This is a genomic window from Sorangium sp. So ce362 (genome assembly GCF_051519845.1).
Taxonomy (GTDB): domain Bacteria; phylum Myxococcota_A; class Polyangia; order Polyangiales; family Polyangiaceae; genus Sorangium.
Genome location: NZ_CP150332.1, coordinates 10,408,215 through 10,430,543, shown reverse-complemented (window position 1 = coordinate 10,430,543; position 22,329 = coordinate 10,408,215). Strand labels below are relative to the sequence as shown.

At 73.7% G+C, this 22,329-nt stretch carries 15 protein-coding genes; 9 read left to right on the top strand and 6 right to left on the bottom strand.

All coding sequences use genetic code 11. The features are described 5' to 3' along the window. Together WMF17_RS40090 and grxC are read right to left on the bottom strand one after the other, a co-directional pair. Complete coding sequence (locus WMF17_RS40090) at positions 1-1,656, bottom strand: serine/threonine-protein kinase (protein WP_437598736.1); 1,656 nt, start codon at positions 1,654-1,656, stop codon at positions 1-3. A 199-nt stretch (positions 1,657-1,855) separates the two neighbouring features. After that, on the bottom strand, positions 1,856-2,149 hold the full coding sequence (gene grxC, locus WMF17_RS40085) for a glutaredoxin 3 (protein ID WP_437598734.1): 294 nt from the start codon (positions 2,147-2,149) through the stop codon (positions 1,856-1,858). A gap of 80 nt (positions 2,150-2,229) precedes the next feature. Between grxC and WMF17_RS40080 the strand changes: the two genes are divergently transcribed. The 4 genes from WMF17_RS40080 (at position 2,230) to WMF17_RS40065 (ending at position 6,620) form a co-directional block, all read left to right on the top strand. Continuing rightward, positions 2,230-4,842, top strand: coding sequence for an ATP-dependent Clp protease ATP-binding subunit (locus WMF17_RS40080; protein ID WP_437598732.1), 2,613 nt, complete (start codon positions 2,230-2,232; stop codon positions 4,840-4,842). Between the two features lie 269 nt (positions 4,843-5,111). Continuing rightward, entirely contained in the window at positions 5,112-5,420 is a 309-nt protein-coding gene (rplU, locus tag WMF17_RS40075) for a 50S ribosomal protein L21 (RefSeq protein WP_437482312.1), read from the top strand. A gap of 14 nt (positions 5,421-5,434) precedes the next feature. Further along, on the top strand, positions 5,435-5,692 hold the full coding sequence (gene rpmA / locus WMF17_RS40070; protein ID WP_437598731.1) for a 50S ribosomal protein L27: 258 nt from the start codon (positions 5,435-5,437) through the stop codon (positions 5,690-5,692). Positions 5,693-5,777: 85 nt separating this feature from the next. Then, positions 5,778-6,620, top strand: coding sequence for an HAD family hydrolase (locus WMF17_RS40065; RefSeq protein ID WP_437598730.1), 843 nt, complete (start codon positions 5,778-5,780; stop codon positions 6,618-6,620). Between the two features lie 72 nt (positions 6,621-6,692). Here the strand turns inward: WMF17_RS40065 and WMF17_RS40060 are convergent, their stop codons facing one another. Next, positions 6,693-7,826 (bottom strand): tetratricopeptide repeat protein, encoded by a 1,134-nt coding sequence (locus WMF17_RS40060; RefSeq protein ID WP_437598729.1) that lies wholly within the window; start codon positions 7,824-7,826, stop codon positions 6,693-6,695. 383 nt (positions 7,827-8,209) lie between these two features. Next, positions 8,210-10,654 carry an SF1B family DNA helicase RecD2 gene (recD2, locus tag WMF17_RS40055; protein ID WP_437646371.1) on the bottom strand — a complete coding sequence of 815 codons (2,445 nt, stop codon included), beginning with the start codon at positions 10,652-10,654 and terminating at the stop codon, positions 8,210-8,212. A 164-nt stretch (positions 10,655-10,818) separates the two neighbouring features. On the opposite strand from recD2, the gene WMF17_RS40050 reads away from it, so the two are divergent. Further along, positions 10,819-12,042: a LysM peptidoglycan-binding domain-containing protein gene (locus WMF17_RS40050; RefSeq protein WP_437646370.1), complete on the top strand. Its 1,224-nt coding sequence runs from the start codon at positions 10,819-10,821 to the stop codon at positions 12,040-12,042. A gap of 76 nt (positions 12,043-12,118) precedes the next feature. Here the strand turns inward: WMF17_RS40050 and WMF17_RS40045 are convergent, their stop codons facing one another. After that, positions 12,119-12,754 carry an AMIN-like domain-containing (lipo)protein gene (locus WMF17_RS40045; protein ID WP_437598726.1) on the bottom strand — a complete coding sequence of 212 codons (636 nt, stop codon included), beginning with the start codon at positions 12,752-12,754 and terminating at the stop codon, positions 12,119-12,121. Between the two features lie 100 nt (positions 12,755-12,854). Next, the gene (locus WMF17_RS40040) at positions 12,855-14,906 is read right to left on the bottom strand and encodes a TonB family protein (protein WP_437646369.1); all 2,052 of its coding nucleotides are present in this window, start codon (positions 14,904-14,906) and stop codon (positions 12,855-12,857) included. 654 nt (positions 14,907-15,560) lie between these two features. On the opposite strand from WMF17_RS40040, the gene WMF17_RS40035 reads away from it, so the two are divergent. From WMF17_RS40035 to WMF17_RS40020, 4 genes are all read left to right on the top strand, one after another. Continuing rightward, positions 15,561-17,153: an AgmX/PglI C-terminal domain-containing protein gene (locus tag WMF17_RS40035; RefSeq protein WP_437598722.1), complete on the top strand. Its 1,593-nt coding sequence runs from the start codon at positions 15,561-15,563 to the stop codon at positions 17,151-17,153. 54 nt (positions 17,154-17,207) lie between these two features. Beyond that, positions 17,208-18,143 (top strand): alpha/beta hydrolase, encoded by a 936-nt coding sequence (locus WMF17_RS40030; RefSeq protein ID WP_437598721.1) that lies wholly within the window; start codon positions 17,208-17,210, stop codon positions 18,141-18,143. Positions 18,144-18,212: 69 nt separating this feature from the next. Next, the gene (locus WMF17_RS40025) at positions 18,213-21,275 is read left to right on the top strand and encodes a PEP/pyruvate-binding domain-containing protein (protein WP_437646368.1); all 3,063 of its coding nucleotides are present in this window, start codon (positions 18,213-18,215) and stop codon (positions 21,273-21,275) included. Beyond that, positions 21,272-22,252 (top strand): pseudouridine synthase, encoded by a 981-nt coding sequence (locus tag WMF17_RS40020; RefSeq protein WP_437598717.1) that lies wholly within the window; start codon positions 21,272-21,274, stop codon positions 22,250-22,252. The genes WMF17_RS40025 and WMF17_RS40020 overlap by 4 nt, the downstream gene beginning before the upstream one ends. Positions 22,253-22,329 lie beyond the last annotated feature (77 nt).

The following is a 22,329-nucleotide window of genomic DNA, read 5'->3' as shown; positions in this document are numbered from 1 at the left end:
TCAGTCGACCTTGAGCTGCAAACCAGCCGCGACCCCCGCGGGCTTCGAGGTCGCGACGTCCGGCGCGACCTGACCCGGCGCGGCGGTCTTTGCGCCGGTGCCCGTGGTCCTGGGACGCGCCGCGAAGGGGAGCGTCGCCGTCTTCTTCGCGCTCGGCGCGGCCTTGGGCGCCGGGGCGGGCGCGGTGGGCGCTGGCGCCGGCTCCGCGGCCGCGGTGGGCGCCGGCTCCGCGGCCGCCGGCAGCGGGTGGAGCAGGACCTCGATCGGGGCCCTGCCGGCCTGGAGCGTCACCTCCTTGTCCACGGGCGTGTATCCGGAGGCCTCGATCCGCACCCGCTTCGTCTCGCCCGCGCGACCGCGCAGCGTGCGATCGGCCAGCGCCACGCCGTCGACGGTGAAGCGCGCGCCTTCGGCGTTCGTCAGGAGCTCGACGGAGACCTGGGTAGGCGGCGCCGGCGCGGCGGCCTCCGTGCGCGCCGCCGGCGAGCGGCGCGCGTGATGGACCGCGCCGGCGAGCCCGCCGACCAGCGAGACAAGCGCCACCGCTGCGAGCGCGAGCCGCCGCGGCCCGCGCGCGCCCGTGCGCCCGTTGCTCGACCAGCCCACCTTCGAGCCGCTGCCGTGCACCTCGAGCGTCGGATCCAGCGCGATGTTCGGGTCGCCCGGCGTGTGCTTCACCGGTGTCTGCCCGGGCATGCCAGGAGCGCTCGTCGTGTGCGCCCCGAGCTCGTCGCTCGAGCTGCGCCGCGCCCCGAGGAGCCCGCCGGCCCCCGCGACCAGCGCGTCCAGGAAATCCCGCGCGGAAGAGAACCTCGCGTCCCTCTCCCGCGTGAGCGCCCTCGCGATGACGCGCGCGATCGGCTCGGGGACGGCCGGGTTGCTCATCCGCACATCCTGCGCGTCTTTCATGCAGATGTTGACGATGACCTGCTCGTACGAGCTGCCGCTGTGCGGCGGGTGCCCGGTGAGACACTCGTAGAGGATCGCGCCGACCGCCCAGAGATCGGTCCTGCCGTCCACGTCGGGCAACGCCTGCGCCTGCTCGGGCGACATGTAGAACGGCGTGCCGAGCACCGTGCCCTGCCGGGTCAACGTGTGGGCCGGCACGCCATCGGTGCGGCGCACCTTCGAGATGCCGAAATCCAGGATCTTGGCGAAGTTCGGGTCGTCGTCGCGGTCGACGAGGAAGATGTTGTCCGGCTTGAGATCGCGGTGGATGATGCCCGCCTCGTGCGCTCGGTGGAGGCCGCGGAGGATCTGCGCGGTCACGTGGAGCGCCTCGCCGAGCTCGATCCTGCCGCAGCGCCGGATGCGGTGGCCGAGGTCCTCGCCGCGGAGCAGCTCCATGACGAGGAACGGGACGTCGTCGGCGAAGCCGGAGTCGAAGATCTCGACGATGTGCGCGCTCTCGACGGCGCTCGCCGCCTGCGCCTCGCGGTGGAACCGGGCGACGGCGTCCTTGTTCTGCGCGAGCTCGGCGTCGACGAACTTCATCGCGACGCGCTTGCCAATGGCGGTGTTGAGCGCCTCGTAGACCATGCCCATCCCGCCACGCCCGATCGTCCGTACGATTTCGTACTTCTGGACCCGCTTTCCGACGAGCGCGCCCTCGACCGGCTGAGTCGCTGCGGCAGGGGTGTCGGTGCTGCTAGGCATGGCGGTTGCGGCTCGGGGGGTGGGCGAAGGGGCGGGCGACGCCCATGAGGCCCTATGGACGAACCGTATCAAAGAAAGCTACGCCCCGTCCCCGCGCGGCAGCTTATCACCTACGCCATCCAGGGTGCACCCTCGCCAGCGGGGGCGGCCAGGGGTGCGCCCGGCGCCGGGCGCCGTCGCACATCGGAGCCCTCGCCCTTCAGCGCGGCATGGCAGGTGCGTCCGCGCCCGGCGCCTCGCCAAGGCGCGGATCGAGCTCGCCCTGCTTCTCCAGGGCCGAGAGCTCGCTGAAGCCGCCGACGCTGACGCCGTTGATGAAGATCTGGGGAACCGTCCGCTGCCCGGAGGCCTTGACCAGCCAGGCGCGGAGGTCGTCGCGATCCTCCACGTTGATCTGCGTGAAGCTCACCTGCTTCTGGGTCAGCAGGCGCTTCGCCATGGTGCAGTATCCGCAGTAGTCGGTGACGTAGAGGGTGACTTCGGCTGCTTGCATGGGCATCTCGCCCTCTTTCCTTTCTCGGAGCGGCCAAAGATGCAAGCGCACAGGGCTCCACCTTGCGGTAGGCTGCGCGCATGGCCGAGAAAGAGGGGACGATTCACCTCGATCGCTATACCAGCGACGCGAAGCAGGTCGTCGCCGGCGCTCAGCAGATCGCGGACGAGCGCCAGCACGCCGAGGTCACGCCGCTGCACCTGCTGATGAGGTTGCTGGAGCGTGACCGGGGGGTATCCGAGGTGTTTCGGCGGGCCGGCGCCGACCCGAACGAGGTGCTCCAGCTCGCCGAGAACGCGCTGAAGAAGCAATCCAAGGCGGGCAGCGGGGTGGCGTACGTGAGCCCGCGGCTGCTCGACCTCCTCGGGCGCGCCGAGCGGGAAGCGACCCGGGACAAGTCGGCGAATGTGGGCATCGAGCACCTGCTCCACGCGCTCGCGCAGGAGATCCGCGGGCCTGCGGGGGAGATCCTCTCCTCGTTCGGCATCGGCCCCGGCGCGTTCCGGCCGCACCTCGGGGCGCTGGAGGCGGCCTCGCGGGAGCCCTCGCCCTCACCGTCCAGCGCGTCCGAGCCCGGGCAGCCCGCGCCCTACACCCGCGACCTCGTCGCCGACGCCCGCGAAGGGCGCTTCGATCCGGTCATCGGGCGCGACGTCGAGGCGCGCCGCCTGCTGCAGATCCTCGAGCGACGGTTCAAGAACCACCCGCTCATCGTCGGTGAGCCCGGCGTGGGCAAGACCGCGATCATCCGGGGCCTGGCCGACCGGATCGCCCACGGCGACGTGCCCACGAACCTGGCGGGGGCCCACCTCTACGAGCTCGACACCGGCGCGCTCGTCGCCGGGGCGAAGCTCCGCGGCGAGATCGAGCAGCGCCTCAAGGTCCTGGTCGACCGCCTGCGCGGCGAGCAGGACGCCGAGAGCATCCTCGTGGTCGAGGACCTCGACGCGCTCTTCGGGCAAGGGGTGCAGGGCGCCGGCGTCGGAGAGCTCCTGAAGCCGCTCCTGTCGCGCGGGGAGATCCGGATCATCGCCACCACGACGCCGGAGGGCGTGCGCAAGATCAACGAGCGCGACCCCGGGATCATCCGGCGGTTCTCGACGATCACGCTGGAGGCGCCGAGCATCGACCAGGCGACGGAGATCCTGCGCGGGATCGCGACGAAGTACGAGGCCCACCACCGCGTCCGCGTGGGGGAGAGCGCCATCGCCTCGGCGGTCGCGCTGGCCAAGCGGTACATCTCGGACCGCGCGCTCCCCGACACCGCCGTGGATCTGCTCGACGAGACGTCCGCCCGAAAGCGGGTGGAGGTCGACGGGGTGCCGGCCGAGGTCGATTCGCTGCTCCGGCGTGTCGACGCGCTCCGCGCCCAGATCGCCGCGCTCGCGGACGACGACGACAAGCTCAGCGTCCAGACCCGCGCGCGGCTGGAGGCGGAGCTCGCGGAGATCGAGCCGAAGGCGTCGTCGATGCGCAGCCGCAATGCGTCGCGCCGCGGCGTCATCGCCGCGTGCCAGGCCATCCGCCGGGAGCTCGTCGCCGCGACGGACGCGCTGAAGGCCGCCCAGCGCGACAAGGCGTTCGCCAGGATCGGTGAGCTCGAGCACGTCACCATCCCGGAGCTCAAGCGGCGGCTCCAGGCCGCCGAGGAGGCCGCGCAGCGGGAGGGGGTCGCGCCGACCTCGAACGTCGTCAGCGAGTCGGACGTGGCGGCGACGCTCAACGACTGGACCGGCATCCCGGTGGCCAAGATGCTCGAGGGCGAGGCCGAGAAGCTCCTCAAGATGGAGGAGCGCCTCGCGCAGCGGGTGGTCGGCCAGGACGAGGCGGTGCGCGCCATCGCGAAGGCGGTGCGCCGCGGGCGCGTGGGCCTGCGCGATCCGGGCAAGCCGATCGGCTCGTTCCTGTTCCTCGGACCGAGCGGCGTCGGCAAGACGGAGCTCGCGAAGGCGCTCGCCGAGTTCCTGTTCGACGACGAGCAGGCGCTGACGCGCATGGACATGAGCGAGTTCATGGAGCGCCACATGGCCCAGCGCCTGATCGGGGCGCCCCCGGGCTACGCGGACAGCGAGCAGGGCGGCTTCCTCACCGAGGCAGCCCGACGCCGGCCGTACAGCGTGCTGCTGTTCGACGAGGTCGAGAAGGCGCACGCGGACGTGTTCAACCTGCTGCTCCAGATCCTCGACGACGGCCGGCTGACGGACGGCCGCGGGCGGCTCGCCGACTTCTCGAACACGGTCGTCATCATGACCTCGAACATCGGGTCGAAGCGCGTGCTCGAGACCGACGCCAAGCTCTGGACCACGGAGGACGGCCGCGAGGCGATCCGCGACGTCCTGCTCGAGGAGCTGCGCGGGTTCTTCCGGCCGGAGTTCCTGAACCGGATCGACGACATCGTCGTCTTCAAGGCGCTCAGCAAGGATGATCTCCGGGGCATCGTGGACATCCAGCTCCGCCGCCTGGAGCAGCTGCTCACGGACAAGGAGATCCGCCTCGCCCTCACGGACGCCGCGAAGGCGCGGCTCGTCGACCTCGGCTACGAGCCCAGCCTCGGCGCGCGCCCGCTGAAGCGGGCGATCCTGCGCGAGCTCCAGAACCCGCTCGCCGAGACGATCCTGGCCGGCGGATACCAGCCCGGTCAGACGATGCAGGTCGACGTGACCGACGAGACGTTCGTCTTCACCAAGGCGTGAGGGAGCGCACCAGGGCGCGAGGCGAGCGCGACCGTGACCGGGCGCGCGATCCGGGCCGCGCGGGCGCCGCGTTCTTGCCGGGCTCTGCCGCCGCGAAGGCGCAGGGCTGGCCCTCCGGGCGAAGATCCTGGCAGGCGGCGCTGCGAACCTCTTGCCAAGCCGGAGAAGGTCCGTATACTGCCGCTCCCTTGCTCACCGGGCCCTCAATTGAGGGTCATTGCGTGGCGTAACGTGAGGGATCGCGGTCCCCAGGTTGAGGAAGACGCACCATGTACGCGGTCATCAAGACGGGCGGCAAGCAGTATCGGGTCGCCGAAGGTCAGAAGCTCCGGGTCGAGAAGCTTGCCGGCAATGCCGGCGACAAGGTCACCTTCAGCGAGGTGCTCCTTGTCGGCGGTGACGCCCCCAAGATTGGCAAGCCCCTCGTGAGCGGCGCCTCCGTCGCTGCCGAGATCACCGGGCAGGACCGCGGCAAGAAGATCGTGGTCTTCAAGTTCAAGCGCCGGAAGAACTACCGCCGCAAGAACGGTCATCGTCAGCCGTACACCGAGCTCAAGATCACCGGCATCACCGCCTAGCAGGAGAAGTAGACATGGCTCATAAAAAGGGCGGCGGCTCCTCCAGGAACGGCCGCGACTCGAACTCGCAGCGTCGCGGGGTGAAGGTGTATGCCGGTGCGCCGGTGCGCGCTGGCAACATCCTGGTCCGGCAGGTCGGCTCCTCGATCCACGCCGGCCAGAACGTCGGCACGGGCCGCGACTTCACGCTCTTCGCCCTCGTCGATGGCGTCGTGAAGTACGAATGGAAGTCCAACACCAAGAAAAAGGTGTCGGTCTACCCGGCTTCCTGAATTCTCCTCCCGGGGATGGCCTCTTGATCCGTCCCCTCGCGTCCCGCCTGCTGCGCTCCGCGCGCTCACGATCCATTCAAGCGCGGTGACGATCTACAAGCTCCTCGCCCTCGACGTCGACGGGACCCTGGTCCGTCGTGATGGCTCCATCCACGAGGAAGATTTCCTCGCCATCCAGCGGCTCCAGAGCGCGGGCATCCCGGTCTCGATCGCGACCGGGCGCCTGTACTCGGGGACGCGCGAGGTCGCGCGGCGGATCGGCGTGGTCGGCCCCATCGCGTGCGTCGACGGCAGCCACATCGTGCACACCGAGGGCGATGCGCACCTGTACTCGCGCACGATCTCGGGCGCCGAGGCGGCCGTCCTGCGCTCGATCACCGAGCGGCACGCGACGGCTTCGTTCCTCTTCGCGCAGGACAGCATCGTCCACGACGCGACCGGCACGCCGCACCTCCACTACGTCCGAGGCTGGTCGAACGCGATCGCCGAGGTCGAGCGCGTCTCGTCGCACCCGTACTGGGAGCACGAGCATGGGCTGCTCGCGCTGGTGGCGATCGGGACCGAGCTGCAGGTCAGGGGCGCCGTCGAGGAGGTCCGCTCCGAGCTAGGTGACTCAGCCTTCGTCGTCTCGTTCCCGCTCCTGCACGACGGCCACACGAGCGTCTTCGCCATGCTGGTCCGCGCGGCGGGGCCGACGAAGGGGACGGCGATCGCGTGGCTCGCGGAGCACTATGGCTGCTCGACGTCGGACGTGGTCGTCGTCGGCGACTGGCTCAACGACCTGCCGATGTTCGAGGTCGCGGGGCGTTCGTTCGCCATGGGACAGGCGCCCGAGGATGTGAAGCGGGCGGCGACGGACCGCCTGGAAGCCGACGGCCTGCGGGGCGGCGGCATCGCCGAAGCCATCCGCCGCGCCTTCGGTCGCTGAGCGCAGGAGGGACGGCGAGCGCCGGCGGGCAGCGGAGGAGCGCCGCGCAGCGCTCCCCCGCGCCTTTGCCTGTCAGCTCTTGCGCTGCGCCGGCTGGGCCGCGGCGGAGAGCTGCTGCTGCTGCTGCTGCAGGTACTGCGCGACGGCGCGCGAGCGCTCGATGGCGAACTGCTTGACCTCCTTGTTCGGAGAGCCTGCGAGCGCATTCAGCAGCTTGGTCACCTTCTCGAGCTGGCGCGACTGGAACAGCGCCTCGAAGTAGTTGTTGGCCAGGCGCACGTCGCGGCTCATCTTCGCCTCGTGCGGCTGGAGCAGGCGGACCACCGCCTCGAGGTCGTTCTTCTGCCCGTACAGCGCCGACAGGCAGAGCAGCGCCAGCGGGCTGTCCGGGTTCTGCGCGACCGCCTTCTTGGCGTACTCGACCGCCTTGTCGCGCGTCTCCTCGCTGCTCGCGTAGAAGCCCTGGATCGCGATGTACGGCGCCGGCGTCTTCTTGTCGGCCGAGAACTTCTCGATCTCTTCGACCGCGCTCGCCTCGTCCCCGCGCTGCTTCAGGTACTGGAAGAGGTAGGCCCACGCGTCGATACACTCGACGTCGATCGCGATCGCCTTCTCGATGTACTCGCGCTCCTTCGCGTCGTCCTTGCGCGCCTGGTAGAGCTTCGCGAGGTGCAGCGAGGGGTAGGGGTTGTCCTTGAGCAGGTTCTGCGCGCCCTTCAGCGTCCCCTCGGCCTTGTCGTGCTTGTCCTGCGAGAGCTGCGCGATGCCGAGCGCGAGCCAGTCGTCGCCCGTGCCGCCCTTCGCGACCACCTTCGAGAGCACCTGCTCGGCGCGCTGCACCCGGTTGTGCTTGAGGAGCTCCTGCGCGTAGATGCGCCCGCGGTTCAGGTCGTCAGGCTGCTCGGTCCAGTGCTTCTCGAGGCCGGCGAGCAGGTCCTCCAGGCCGATCGCGATCGGTCGTCCCTGATCGTCCTGAACCTGCACCGCCGGCCCGTTGAAGCCGAGGAGCTGCCACATCTGATCGAGGGTCACCGCCGCGGGGCCCTTCTCGATCATGCCCTTCAGCTCATCGGTCGGCTTGTTCACCGGGATGACGATGAGCGCGTTCCCCGGCACACCGTTCGGGAACGCGCTCACGGGCGCGACGATCGCTGCCCCGCCGGTGATGTTGAGCCCAGCCGCCTGCTGCTGTCCGTTGGTCGTCATCGTCGATGCTCCGAGATCTCTCCCCCACGCGCGCCGAGGCGCAGGAATCACCCAGCCTCGCCCCGGTACCCTGCGCGCCGAAATGATGGGGGCCGTAGTTCGTGTAGAAGGGGCGCGAACGCTAGCAGGGAGGGCCCAGCCGGGCAACGGGGGAGCTCGCAGGGCGCGGCCCCTCGCCGCGCTGGGTCCGCTCATGCTTTCACCCGTGATTCCAGTGAATTTTACCGCGCTTGCCGCGCTCCGAACCAGCCGCGCTGCGGCCTGCGTCGCCGCCGCTGTCGCGGTGCCGCGCGGCTCGCGGTCGCTCGTGTGATCGCTGTCCTGCTCGCTGTCGCTGTCGCCGTCACGGACGCCCATGTCGCTCGCCCTCTCCGCGCGCCGTCCTAGTCGAGTCGCGGGCCGGCGGCGAGGGCCGGCTTGAGCTCGCGCGCCGAGCCGGAGCGCTCCGGCGTCGCGCTGCGCAGCCGCTCCGCGAGGTGGGTGCGGCGCTCCTCCTTTCGGGTCTCCGCCAGCGCCAGCGACACGGCCCGCGGATCCGCGACGAGCACCACGAGCCGCTTGCCGCGGGTCACCGCCGTGTAGATGAGGTTCCGCGAGAGCATGACGAAATGCTGGGTGAGGATCGGCACGATCACCGCCGGATACTCGCTCCCCTGGCTCTTGTGGATGCTCGTCGCGTAGGCGAGCGTCAGCTCGTCGAGCTCCGCTTCCTCGTAGCCGACCTCGCGATCGTCGAAGCGCACCAGGAGCTTCCGCTCCTCGGCGTTCACGTCCGTGATGAACCCGACATCGCCGTTGTAGACCTCGCGGTCGTAGTCGTTGCGGAGCTGCATCACCTTGTCGCCGAGCCGCAACGTCCGCGCGCCACGCGTGACGCTCGGGCCCTCGGGGTTCAGCGCCGCCTGCATCCGCGCGTTCAGGGCGATCGCCCCGGCCTCGCCCTTGTGCATCGGCGTCAGCACCTGCACGTCCCGCCGCGGGTCCAGCCCGAACCCCTTGGCGATGCGCTCCGTCACGAGGTGGAGGATCAGCTCCGCCGCCGCCTCGGCTTCGGTCCGCTCGATCACATAGAACTCGCCGCCGGGCCCGCGCGCGCCCTCCGGGGGCAGGCCGTCGTGGATCCGGTGCGCGTTCTGGACGATGAGGCTGCCCTCGGCCTGCCGGAAGATCTGCGTGAGCCGCACCGTCGGCACCTGACCCGAGGCGATCACGTCCCGCAGCACCGCGCCGGGCCCGACCGACGGCAGCTGATCGACGTCGCCCACAAGCACGAGCCGCGCCGCGTCGGACGTGGCCTGGAGGAGCGCGTCGGCGAGCGCCAGATCGAGCATCGACGCCTCGTCGACCACGATCGCCCCCGCCTCGATCGGGCGGCCTCGCTGGCGCCCGAACTTGCGCTGCTTCGGATCGAACTCCAGGAGGCGGTGGAGCGTGACCGCCTCGCGACCGGTCGCCTCGCTCATCCGCTTGGCGGCGCGGCCCGTCGGCGCGGCGAGCCGCACCGGGAGCCGGGCGCGATCGAAGAGCGCCAGGATGGCCCGGACGATGGTCGTCTTGCCGACGCCCGGGCCGCCCGTGATGACCAGCACCTTGTTCCGCGCCGCCTGCTCCACGGCGTCCCGCTGCGCGGGCGCGAGCGACACGTTCGTCTTCGCCTCGAACGCGGTGATTGCCCCGTCGATGCCCTCCACGAGGCGCGCGTCGCCCGCCGCGTCGTCCTCGTCGCCCCCCAGCAGCGAGCGCATCCGCCGCGCGAGCCGCACCTCGGCCTCGTAGAGGTCCTTCGGGTAGACGGCCACCTCGCCGGTCGGCAGCGTCTCGAGCCGCGCGTGGCCGCTCGCCACGAGCGCGTCGATCGCGCTGTCGGCCTCGGCGGCGTCGCGCTCGAGCATCGCCGCGGCGAGCTCCGTGAGCTCCGGCCGCTCCGCGAGCGTGTGCCCGCGCGTCGACAGATCGACCAGCGTCTGCAGCACGCCCGCCTGCGCCCGCTCCGGCGAGTCGGCCCGGATGCCGATCGAGCGCGCGATCCGGTCGGCGGTCTTGAAGCCGATGCCCCACACGTCGAGCGCGAGCCGGTACGGGGAGCGGGAGACGATGTCGATCGCGTGGGGGCCGAACCGCCTGTAGATGCGGCTCGCCAGCGCCGGGGAGGCGCCGTGCGCCTGGAGGAAGATCATGATGGCCCCGATCGCCCGCTGCGCCGCCCACGCCTTCGCGACCGCCTGCGCCCTCCGCTGGCCGAGCCCGGGGACCTCGGCGAGCCGCTCCGGCGAGCGGTCGAGGATCTCCAGCGTCTCGGTGCCGAACGCCTCCACGATCCGCTTCGCGTAGGCGGGGCCGATGCCCTGCACCATGCCGGACCCGAGGTAGCGCTCGAGCCCATCGAGCGTGGCGGGGGCGATCGGCAGCAGGGTCTCGACCTTGAGCTGCTCGCCGTGCTTCGGATCGCGCGTGTACCGCCCCGTCGCGCGCACGCGCGTGCCGGGGCCGACCTGCGGGAACACCCCGACCCAGACCTCCGGCGCGGCGCCGGCGGTGACCTCCACCCGCAGCACCCGGAAGCCGCTCGACTCGCTCTCGTAGGTGACGCGGACGACCTCGCCCTCGACCGTCGCGGACCCGTCGCCCGCCACCTCCCCGGCCGAGAAGAGCCTCTGCTGGCCCCCGCCGCCCGGCTGGCGCTCGCCGGGCCCGCCCGGGCGCTCGTCGGGCCCGCCCGGGCGCTCGCCGCGGTCGTGCGGACGCGGCGCGTCGTCCGGCGGCGGCGCCGGCGCGGCTGCCCCCCGGGCTGCCCGATCGGGGCCGCCGCTCCGCTGGGACCGTTGCACGAGGGCAGCATGTAGCCGCCGGCGCGCCGGCGGCAACGCCCTCGTGCGCGGGCGCGAGCAGGGCTGCGCAGCGCCCCGGCGCTGAACACACGTCGCGCGAAGGGCGCTGCGCGCCGCGTGGCGCGGTTGGCGTGACTTCTTCGTGCCGGTATAGTGGCCCCGCGATGGGCCGCAGCAGCATGGTTTCCGTCCTCTGCGCCCTCGTTCTCGCGGGCTGCGCCGGGAGGGCGCCGGAGGCGGCGCGGTCCAAGGACAGCCTGCTGCGCGTGGTCGCCGCGGCCTCCGCGGAGCCGAGCTCCGGCGCGCCGGCGTCCGGGACAGCGGCGGGGGAGGCCGCGCCCGCGCACGAAGACGAGGTGGACGACGACGACGGGGAGAACGACGACGGCCTGGACCTGGCGGCGGAGCCGGGCACCGGCGCTCGTGCGCACTCGCCGCTCGCGGCGATGACCGAGGCCCAGATCGAGGAGCTGCTCTCGAAGGACCCGGCGGCGCTGGGGCCGATGTCGGTGGGCGCCACCAACGCGGGCGCGCTGTTCAACGGCATCCGGATGCCCGAGAGCGACCGGTGGGAGCTCGTCGACCCGGGCCATGCCTGGGGAACGCGCGAGACGGTCGACGCGCTCGACCGGGCGATCGGGGAGGTGCACCGGCAGTTCCCGGGGAGCCCGAAGCTCTACATCGGGCACATCAGCGACCGGGACGGCGGCCACCTCTCGCCGCACAAGAGCCACCAGGCCGGGCGCGACGTCGACATCAGCTATTTCCTCGACGCGCGGCACCGCTGGTACCAGCGGGCCACGGCGGCGAACCTCGATCGAGAGCGCACCTGGGCCTTCGTCCGGGCGCTCGTCACCGAGTCCGACGTGGAGCTCATCCTCATCGACACAAGCGTGCAGCGGCTGCTCAAGGAGCACGCGCTGAAGATCGGCGAGGACAAGGGCTGGCTCGACGACGTCTTCCAGTACGGGTCGAGGAAGCCGCGCCCGCTCATCCGTCATGCCCGCGGGCACGCGAACCACATCCACATCCGGTTCTACAGCCCGATCGCGCAGGAGTCGGCGGTGCGCGCGTATCCGTTGCTCGTGAAGCGCGGGGTGATCAAGCCGACGGCGTACTACGTGCGTCACACCGCGAAGAAGGGGCAGACGCTGGGCTCGCTGGCCCGGAAGTACGGCACCACCGTGGAGGCGATCAAGCGGGCCAACGGCCTGCGATCCACGGCGATCCAGGCGCGGCGCGTCTACAACATCCCGCGGCCGTCGAGCGGTCCCGCCGCCCCGCCGAAGCACGTCGTCGTGCCGCCGCGCCGGCTGCCCCCGCCGAGGGCGGCGGAGGCGTCTCCGCCGGTACACCACGCGGAAGCCGGGCCCGCGCTGGGCGGCTGATCGGCGGACGGCGCGCCGCCGCCGGTGCCGGCCCGCCGGCGGCGCGGTGAGCCCGCGGGCGCCGCCGCCGTCCTCGTCAGTGCTTCACGTCGACGACGAGCCGCGCCGGCTTGGTCAGCTCGAGGACGCGGTACTTGTTCGGCGACGAGACCCCGAGCACCCACGTCACCTCGGCCTCGAAGTCGCACGTCCGCTCGAGCTCCAGGGCCACGCCGAGCGCGAGCTTCCTCTCGCGGAACGGGATCGTGGCCTTTCCCGCGTCCGTATGCGCCGCGGCGGGGGTCATGCGCACGGCGAGCCATCCGTCGCCGGCGATCTCGGTCGCCTCGCCCGAGCCGCACTGCCGCACCGGCTTGTCGATGTAGTCGACGTGGTAGCCCGGCACCGTGTCCCCCTCGAACTCGAACACGACGCGGTCGTAATGCTCGTGCCGGGCCGCGCGCACGTCGCGCAGGATCGCGACCTTCGCGCCGGCGCGCGGCTTGTCGGTGGCGCCCGCGGTGCCTTCGAACGTGTCGGTGCTCGTGGGATCCGCCTCCTTCGGGGGCCGCGGCGTGGGCGGCTCGTCGTCCGCCGCCGGCCCTTCGGGGGCGCGCGTGTCGATCGGCGTGACGTGCGGGATAGGCTGAGCAGGCTCGCTGCCGGCGCCGCCGCGGCAGCCCGCGGCGAGCGACAAGGTTGCGGCTGCGAGCAGGAGGTCGGCGGTCCTCATGAGGTGCTTCCATGGCTCCACGGCCGCCGAGCGTCCACTGCGACGACACGATGCACCGCGACGACACGGGGCACCGCGAGGGACGGCCTCCGCCAGCGCCTCAGGGCAGCACGAGCTTGATCGAGAACACGTAGTCGACGTTGACGGGCCGGCCCTGGTAGGTGACCGGCTTGTAGCGGCTCGCCGCGAGCGCCTCGAGGACCGCCTCGTTCATGTGGGGCACGCCCTTGACGATCCGGCAGCCGGTGAGGCTGCCGGCCGTCGTCACCACACACTTGGCGAGGACGGTCCCCTCGACCCGCGCCTGCCGCGCCTGCCGCGTGTAGACGACCGCGGGCGCGGTGATCGGCGCGGGGCGCGTCATCCCCTCCTGGAAACGCAGGATCTCGGGGGCGGCAGGCGCCGGCGCAGCTGGCACCGCGCCGGGCGCGGTCGCCGGAGGCTCCGGCAGGGCGGCCGCGGTCGGCAGGGCGACGCTGGGCTCGGCTGCGCTCGGCGGCTCGGTGCTCGGTGGCTCGGCGCTCGACGGCTCGGCCGGCGGAGCCGGCTCCGGAGGCGCGCTCGCCGTGGCCTGCGGGCTCGGCGCCGAGGCCGCCGGGGCGGCGGCGAGCGCCTCGAGCTCCGCCGAGGCGGCCTCGTCCTCGGGACGGACGGCGAGCACGGTCGACCTGTAGCCGGGCTTGGTCAGCGTGAGCTGGTACTCGGCCGTCGTCCCGGCGCCCTGCAGCACGAGCCGGCACGGGGTCGCCAGGCAGACCTCCGTCCCGCGGTCGGACACGCGGGCGCCGGGCGGGGCGCTCTCGATCCTCACGATCCTGAACTCGGCCGCCGCGCCGGGCTCTCTGCCCGGCGCCTCGGCGGGCACGGCGAGCGGCACGGGGGCGGGCTGGACGGCTGCAGGGGCGCTCGCGGCGTCCGGCCCGCGGCCGCGCACGTGCCCGGTGAGCGCCAGCACGATGCCCCCGCCCACGAGCGCTGCGACGAGCGCCACGAAGTAGACGGACACCGGCGGTTGACGAGGAGGGCCGACGGACCCGCTGAAGGTCGGGGGCGCCTGCGGAGGAGAGAGCGAGTCGCTCTGCAGCGAGCGAGGCGGCGCGGCGGGCTCGCTCGGCGCCGCGCGAGGCGGCGCGCCCGGCTCGTTCGGCGAGGGAGAGGGCGCCGGGATGCGCGGCGCCGAGATCGACGGCGCCGAGGGCAGCGCGCCGCCGGGCTGCGAGGCGGGCAGGCGATCGGGCACCGAGGCCCGCGTGAGGTCGATCGGCTCGCCCGCCGCGCTCTTCAGCGCGGTGAGACACTCCTTCATCGACTGGAAGCGCCTGTCCGGGCTCTTCTCGAGACACCGCATCACGAGCGCTTCCATCGCCGGCGACACGGCCGCGGCCTGAGCGCGCCCGGCGAGCGGCGGAGGCGGCTCGCTGACGTGGGCCATGAGGGTCGCCGTGGGCACCTTCTTGTCGAACGGCACCTTGCCGCAGAGCATCTCGTAGAGCAGGACGCCGAGCGCGTAGATGTCCGCGCGCGACGAGAGCTCGTGGCCCATCGCCTGCTCCGGCGCTGTGTACTTGGGAGAGCCGATGAACAGGCCCTTCTGGGTCAGATCGTCCTGCTGCTGCCCCGAGACGTCCTTGACCAGGCCGAAGTCGAGCACCTTCACGAAGTCCTTCTCGTCTCCCTGGTCGACGAGGAGCACATTGCTCGGCTTGAGATCGCGGTGCACGAGGCCGAGGCAGTGCGCCTCGGCGAGCGCGCGGCAGATCTGCCGCGCGACGCGGCTCGCGCGGGCCTCCGGGAGCGCACCCTCGTCGTGGAGCACCCGATGCAGCGTGCGACCGGCGATGTACTCCATCGCGATGAAGTAAATGCCGCGCGGTTCGTCCCGGCCGTAATCAAAGACGGTGACCGAGTTCGGGTGGGTGAGCCTCGCCGCGGTCGCGGCCTCGCGTGAAAAGCGCCGGAAGAACTCCGGATCTTGCTCGCGGCGCTCGTCGGGAACGAGGAGCTTGAGGGCGCAGATCCGGCCCAGCGCCGATTGCTCGGCCCTGTAGACCTTCCCCATACCCCCGCGCGCGATGAGCGAGACGATGCGATATCGATCGGCGATCGTGGCGCCGATGAGCGGGTCTTGACCGCTGCTCCTGGTCGCACCCATGCCGTTCATCATACGCACGAGGGCGGGGGCGCGGCTACCCCAACTCCCGTGTCCTGCCGATTGCACGGCTCGGGATCCCCCCGCGCATCCCGTTCCGTCCGGCGGCGCGGAGCGACGGAGTCTGGTGCGCTGTCGGCTGCTCCACCAGATCGCCTCTTCACGCTTCAGCGCCGGCGGGCGCGGCGCGGTTAAGCGGAGAGCAACGGAACATGACGACTCTGTTTCGCGGCGACTCCATGCCTGTTCCGCGCCTCACCGAGGTGTTCTCCGCACGCACCCGCGGCCCGGACGTCGGCGCCTGCCCCTCAAGGGGGGGGGCTCGACGAGGGCGGGGGCAAGCCGGCGTACCGGGAGGCGCGGGGCCGGGCCGGCAATCTGGAATTTATTCAACGCCCTGGGCGCGATCTCGCCGCTGAAAATCGCGTTGCGGGTCCGGAACCCGGGGCCGGGCGCGCTGTCGATCCCGGGCGTGGACGCGGTGCTCCGCGGCGCACGCAGAGAGCGGTGAAGCTCGCCGCGCGTGCGCCGGGGAGCACCAGGGCGCGGGCTCTCGCGGGCTCGCTGCATTCAGACCGCTCGCTGCGCGGTTCACGCCGCGCGCGGGAGCAGGGAAAGGGCTGGCCTCAGATGGATACGTTCAAGTTGGCTCCGAGCATGGCATCGCCGAATCCGTTTCTCGGCAACCTGCCCTTCAGCGCGTCTCCGGCCTGCGATCCCGAGGTGCCCGCGGACGCGCCGGAGGGCTCGTATACGTACGCGCTGGTCAAGACCGCGCCCGAGGTGCCCGCCGCGGAGTGCGAGACCGAGGCGCTGTCCGTCGAGGTGCTCATCCGGTGGGGGAGCAACCTGCTCCACGTGGCGCACCTGACCCCGCCGCGTTCCTTCTATGTGGGCGAGCAGGACGGCGCCGAGGGCGCGTGCGACTTCTTCGTCCCGGCGGAGCGGCTGGGCGCGGCGAGGGCGCCGCTCGTGCTCGTCGGCGACGACGGCGAGGTGAGCGCCGTGATCCCGCCGGGCACGTCGGGGATGGTCGAGATCGGGAGCTGCAAGATGACGGTCGCGCAGGCGATCGCGACGGGCCGCGCCGCGCCGTGCGCCGCGCTCGACGGGGCGCGGCGGATCGCGCTGCCGCTCGGCGCGCGCGCGAGGCTCGATCTCGGCGGCTTCGGCTTCGAGGTCGCCGTGGGCGGGGCAGGCCGCCGCGTCGCGGGCAACGCGAGCCTCGACCGCAGGAGCTTGCCGTTCACCGCGCTCTCGACGCTGCTCCACGTCGGCCTGCTCGGGACCATGGCCGCGTTCATGCCCCCGCTCGCCATGGCCGACGACGGCGGCGTGAGCGCGGAGCAGGCGTACCTGATGGCGCAGGCGCTCGCGGCGACCGCCGAGCGGGAGCAGCCCGAGGCGAACGACGGCGCCGAGGCGACCCGCCCGAGCGAGCGGGAAGGTGGCACCGGCGCGGCCGCGATCGGCGAGTCGGGCAAGGCCGGCAGCGCGACGAGCCGGAAGACGGGCGGGCGCTTCGATATCGAAGGTCCGAAGGACAACGCCGACGTGCGGATCTCGCGGGCGCAGGCGCTCGACGACGCGGCGCGGTTCGGCGTGATCGGCCTGCTCCAGGCGGGCCTCGGCGGCGATCCGAACGCGCTATCGGCGCCCTGGGGCGGCGTCGACACGCTCGGCAACGGGGCGAAGAGCGTGATCGGCAACCTGTGGGGCGAGACGATCGACGAGTCGGGCGGCGTGGGCGGCCTCGGGCTGAGCGGCGTCGGCGAGGGCGGCGACGGGCGCTTCACGGGCATCGGGATGGGGCCCCTCGGCACCATCGGCCACGGCAACGGCCTCGGCGACGGGCAGGGCTTCGGCCCGGGCACCGGCGCCTCGCGCTTCGTCAACGGCCCTGGCCACAAGGTGAGCGCGCCGCGGATGCGGGTCGGGTCGCCCTCGGTGTCGGGCCGGATCCCGCCCGAGGTCATCCAGCGCATCGTGCGGCAGAACTTCGGCCGCTTCCGGCTCTGCTACGAGAACGGGCTGCGCAACAGCCCGAACCTCACCGGGCGCGTGTCGGTCGGCTTCTCGATCGGCCGCGACGGAGCGGTCTCGAGCGTGCAGAACGGCGGCTCCGATCTGCCGGACGCCGGGGTGGTCTCCTGCGTGGTGCGGTCGTTCTACGGGCTGTCGTTCCCGCCGCCGGACGCGGGCATCGTGACCGTGACCTATCCTATCCTCTTCAGCCCTTCCGGCAGCTGATCGGACGACGGCCGTCACCGGCGCCCGCATCCCCCGCTGCTACCCTCGCCGCCGATGTCCGGAACGACGACCTGCCCGCTCTCGCGCCGGCGCGCGCTGCTCGGCCTCGCCGCGCTCGCCGCGCCCTCGTGCCGGCGCAAGAGCTCGCCGCCCCCGCCGGAGCCCGCGGCGGCGGAAGCGGCCCCCTCCCGCTGGAAGGAGCTCGCCTTCGAGCCGGCCTCCGAGGGCGAAGGCCCGCAGCGCGCGCTGCTCCTCGCGCCCGAGGCCGCGGCGCCGCTGCCGCTGCTCGTCGCGCTGCACGGGCGCGGGGAGGCGGTGCGAGGCCCCGAGGCCGGCGCGCGCGGATGGCGCGACGACTACGGCCTCGACGCGACCCTCCAGCAGATCCTCTCGCCGCCGCTCACGCCGGACGACCTCGGGCAGATGGTCACGCGCGAGCGGCTCGCGCAGCTCAACGCCTCGCTCGGCGAGCGCCCCTACCGCGGGCTGTGCATCGCCACGCCGTTCACGCCCGACCTCCGCGACCGCTCCGCCGAGGGGGCCGCGGCCTTCGGGCGGTTCGTCGTCGAGCGGCTCCTGCCGCGGGCGCGCGCCGAGAGCGGCTGCCAGGCGGCGCGCGAGGCCACGGGGATCGACGGCGTGAGCCTCGGCGGCCGCCTCGCGCTGCTCGTCGGCCTGTCGCACCCCGAGGTCTTCGGCGCGGTCGGCGCCCTCCAGCCGGCCGTGCGGGCGAGCGAGGCGGAGATGTTCTCCGCGCTCGCGCGCCGGGCCCTCACGCGCCGCGCGGTCGCGCTGCGGCTCGTGTCGAGCGAGGCCGATCCCTTCCTGCCCGCCATCCAGGCGATCAGCGATCGGCTGCGGCAGGACGGCATCGGCCACGAGCTGCGCATTGTGCCCGGACCGCACGACTATGCCTGGAATCGTGGGCCTGGCGGCGTGGAAATGGTGCTCTGGCACGAGCGCGTCCTGCGCGGGTTGCGCGCGCCGTGATCGTGGCGGTCGGGGCGTCACAAGCCCCTGACCCAGGCCGCCGAACCGTGTTACTTCCTCGGCAACGACGTGGCCGACCCGACACGCATCGCCCGCGCCGACAGCGCGACCGACCCGCCCTCCGTGCGCGAGTGGCTGAAGCCGCTCGAGAGCGCCGGCCAGCGCCGTAGCACGAGCGCGAAGCGCGTCGGCGGCAAGGCGGCCTCGCTCGGTCGCCTGCTGCGCGACGGCTTCCCGGTGCCGCGCGGCTGGGTGCTCGACGCGCGGTGCTTCACGGAGCTCGTCGACCGGCAGCTGCCGCGGGGGCACGACCTCGCCACGCTGATCCGGCTCTCGGGCACGAAGGTGGGCGTCGACAGGGCGGCGCGGGCGCGCGACCGTATCCTGAGCGAGCCGCTGCCCGAGACGCTCTCGGCCGCGCTGGGGGCGCTCTGGCAGGCCGTCGCGCCGGAGGCGCCGTGGGGCCTCGCGGTGCGGTCCAGCGCCACGTGCGAGGACAGCGACGAGACGTCGATGGCGGGGCTCGCGACGTCGGTGCTCGGCGTGCGCGGCGACGCCGAGCTCGACGCCGCGATCCGGCAGGTCTGGGCGAGCGCCTTCCTGCCGCGCGCGCTCGCCTACCTCGCGCACGCCGGCGTCCGCGACGCCGCGATGGCGGTCGTGCTGCAGGTGATGGTGCGCGCCGAGGCTGCGGGCGTGCTCTTCACCGCGCCCCCGCCCGGGCTCGAGGGCGAGCACTGGCGCGCCGGCGAGCGGCTCGTGAACGCCACGCTCGGGCTCGGCGCGCCGGTCGTCGACGGCGCCGTGGCGGCCGACACCCTCCGGGTCGCGCGCGACGGCGGCAGGGTCGTCGCGTCGGCGGTGGCGCAGAAGCGGCGCGCGCTCGTCGTGGGCGCGACGGGGCTCGAGGAGGTCCCGGTGCCCGCGGCGCGCGCCGAGCAGCCCGCGCTCGGCGAGGCCGCGCTGCGGCAGCTCGTCGAGCTCGCCGAGCGGCTCGAGCAGGGCGGCAAGGGCCCGTTCGACGTGGAGTTCGCGGTCGAGGGGGAGGACCCCGGCCGCCCGCCCGCGGACGCCGCGGCGGACGGCTCGCCCTCGCCGGCGGACGGCTCGCCCTCGCCGGCGGACGGCTCGCCCTCGCCGGCGGACGGCTCGCCCTCGCCGGCGGACGGCTCGCCCTCGCCGGCGGACGGCTCGCCCTCGCCGGCGGACGGCTCGCCCTCGCCAGCGGACGGCTCTTCCCCGCCGGCGGCGCCCTCGCCGGAGGCGCGGCGGGTGTGGCTGCTCCAGGTGCGCCCGGTGAGCGGCGGCGGCTTCCCCGAGGGGGGCGGCGCCGACACGATCTGGTCGCGCGCGAACGTGGGCGAGGCGCTCCCCGGGGCGGCGACGCCGCTCACCTGGTCGGTGGCGCGCGCGTTCTCCGACCGGGGCTTCCGCGAGGCGTTCGCGGCGCTCGGCTGCCGCGCGCCGCGCGGCGCGCGCCTCGTCGCCAACGTGTACGGGCGCTTCTACCTCAACCTGACCGCCTTCATGCAGATCGCGGCGCAGGTCCCGGGGCTCTCGCCGCGGGCGCTGCTCGGCATGAGCGGCGGGGCGAGCGAGCAGCTCATCGCGCGGCTCGCCCAGCAGAGCGCGGGCGTCTCGCGGCGCCGCTTCTATGCGCGGCTGCCGCTCACCGGGCCGCGGCTCCTCCTCCGGCACGCGCGGCTCGAGCGCGAGGTCTCGGCCTACGAGGGCGAGGCGCTCTGGGCGCAGCGCGCCCTCTCCGAGCTCGACATGACGCTCCTGCCGGACGACGCCATCGGCACCACGCTGCGCAGCGTCTTCCTGCTGCTCGAGCGGACCGGCACGCTGATGCTGCACTGCGCGTCGGCGTCGCTCGCGAGCTACCTCGCGCTGTGCAGGGCGCTGGAGCGGGTCGCGGGCCGCCGCGCCTCCGCGCGCTCGGCCTCCGGCGAGGCGCCCTTCGACGATCCGGCCGGGCGCGCCGAGACCAACGTCGAGCACCTGGCCCAGGTGCTCGCGGGCGGCGTGCGCGAGCTCGACAGCGCGGGGCCGGGCATCGAGCTCGCCCGGGTGGCGGAGCTCGTCATGCTGGATCGGGCGTCGCGCGAGCGGCTGCTCGCCGGCGAGGTGAGGGGGCCGCGCGATCTGCCCGAGGGGCCGGCGCGCGACGCGCTCGCGCGGTTCCTCGACGCGCACGGCGACCGCGCCGTGCGCGAGGCGGAGCTCGCGACGCCGCGCTGGCGGGAGGACCCGGCGCCGGTCATCGCGATGCTCACCGCGTCGCTGCGCGGGGCGCCCGGCGATCCGGAGCGCGCGCTGGCGCGTGCCCGCGCGCTCGCCGACCGCGAGATGGCGATGCTCGAGACGCGCATCTCGCGGGTGGAGCTCGCGCTGCTGCGCGCGCTGGTCGGCCGCGCGCAGCGCTACGTGCGCCTGCGGGAGCGCATGCGCACGTGGGTGGCCCGCGTGCTCGGCATGCTGCGGAAGGTCGCGCTCGACATCGACCGGCGGCTCCGGCGCATCGAGCCCTCGCTGCTCCCCGGGAGCGTCTTCTTCTGCACCTACGAGGAGCTCGTGACCGCGCTCTCCAGCGGCCGGGCCGACGTGGGCCACGTCGTGCGGCTGCGCCGCGCCGAGCACCTGCGCGACGCCGCCCGCCCCGATCCTCCGGCCACGTTCATCGGCCGGCCGCCGCCGGTCGTGCTGCCGCCTGCGTCGGGGGTCCGTCTCCTCGGGCTGCCGGCGAGCCCTGGCGTCGTCGAGGGCCGGGCGCGTGTGCTCGAGCCGGGGGCGCCCGCGCTCGACGCGGTGGAGCCGGGCGAGGTGCTGGTCGCGCGCACGACCGACGTCGGCCTCTCGCCGCTGTTCCTGGTGGCCGCCGCGGTCGTGACCGAGCTCGGCGGCCCCATGTCGCACGCCTCGATCGTCGCGCGCGAGTACGGCATCCCTGCGGTGGTGAACGTGCCCGGCGTGACGCTGGCGATCAAGACGGGCGACCGGCTGCGGGTCGACGGCGATCGCGGCGTGGTCGAGCGCCTCGACGAGCGCGCCGCGCCGCCGTCGTCGAACGGCGCTGCCGGGGGCGCGCTGGGCGACGGCGCGGCGCGGCTCGCTGCGCGGCCCGGATGACCGCGGCGCGCTTCCAGGTCGGCCCGTCCGACGGCCCCACGGTGGCGGACGTCCTCGAGCGCATGGGGGGCGCCTCCCGGGGTTTCGCGGGCGCGGCGGCGGAGGGGCGCGCCTTTTTGAACGCGCGGCGCGCGCGGCCTGACGACGCGGTGGTCCCCGGTGACGAGCTCGCCGTGTGGCCGGCGCGGCGCGACGCGCCGGGGGCGCCGCCGGTGGAGGTGCTGGCGCGCTGGGGGGAGATCCTTGTCGTGTCGAAGCCGGCGGCGTTGCCGACGGCGCCGGAGCGCCGGGGCACGCGGTCCTTGATCACGGAGGTCGCCGAGCTGCTCGGCCTGCGCGCGCCGCCGCACGCGGCCTCGCGGCTCGACGTCGGCGTGAGCGGCGCGGTGCTGTGCGCGACGGGCCCGCGGGGCCAGCGGCACCTCGCGGCGATGCGCGAGGCGGGGCGCATCGCGCGGGTGTACGTCGGCGTGGCCGGGGGTCGAGTCGAGGGGGCGGGCACGTGGGATGCGCCCATCGGCGCGGCGCGGTCGCGTGGCGGGCGCAGCCTGCCTGCGGTGGGCGGCGCCGGCGCGAAGCAGGCGGCGACGCGTTATCGTGCGGTCGCCTCGGCCGGCGGCGGCGCGGCGGCGGCCACGCTGCTCCGTCTGGATCCGGTGACGGGCCGCACGCACCAGCTCCGGGTGCATGCGGCGCATGCGGGGGCGCCGCTCCTGGGCGACCGCGACCATGGCGGCGCGCGGTCCTTGACCACGGCGCGGGGCCGCGTGCTCCCGCTCTCGCGCATTGCGCTGCACGCCTTGCGCGTCACGGTGCCGGACGAGGCGGGCGAGGAGCGCACGGCGCTTTCGCCGGTCCCCGACGAGCTCCGGGATCTCTGGGGGGCGCTCGACGGCGACGGCTCCGCGTGGGAAGAGGTGCTGACTGCGACGCCCGAGGCGGTCTTGCCGCCGGGGGCTCCTTCCGGTGCCCGATGACCTCGTCTCGCCCTCTCGCCCGTGCCGCCCTGGCGACCCTTGCCGGCCTTGCGCTTGCTGCCGCCGGCGTGATTGCC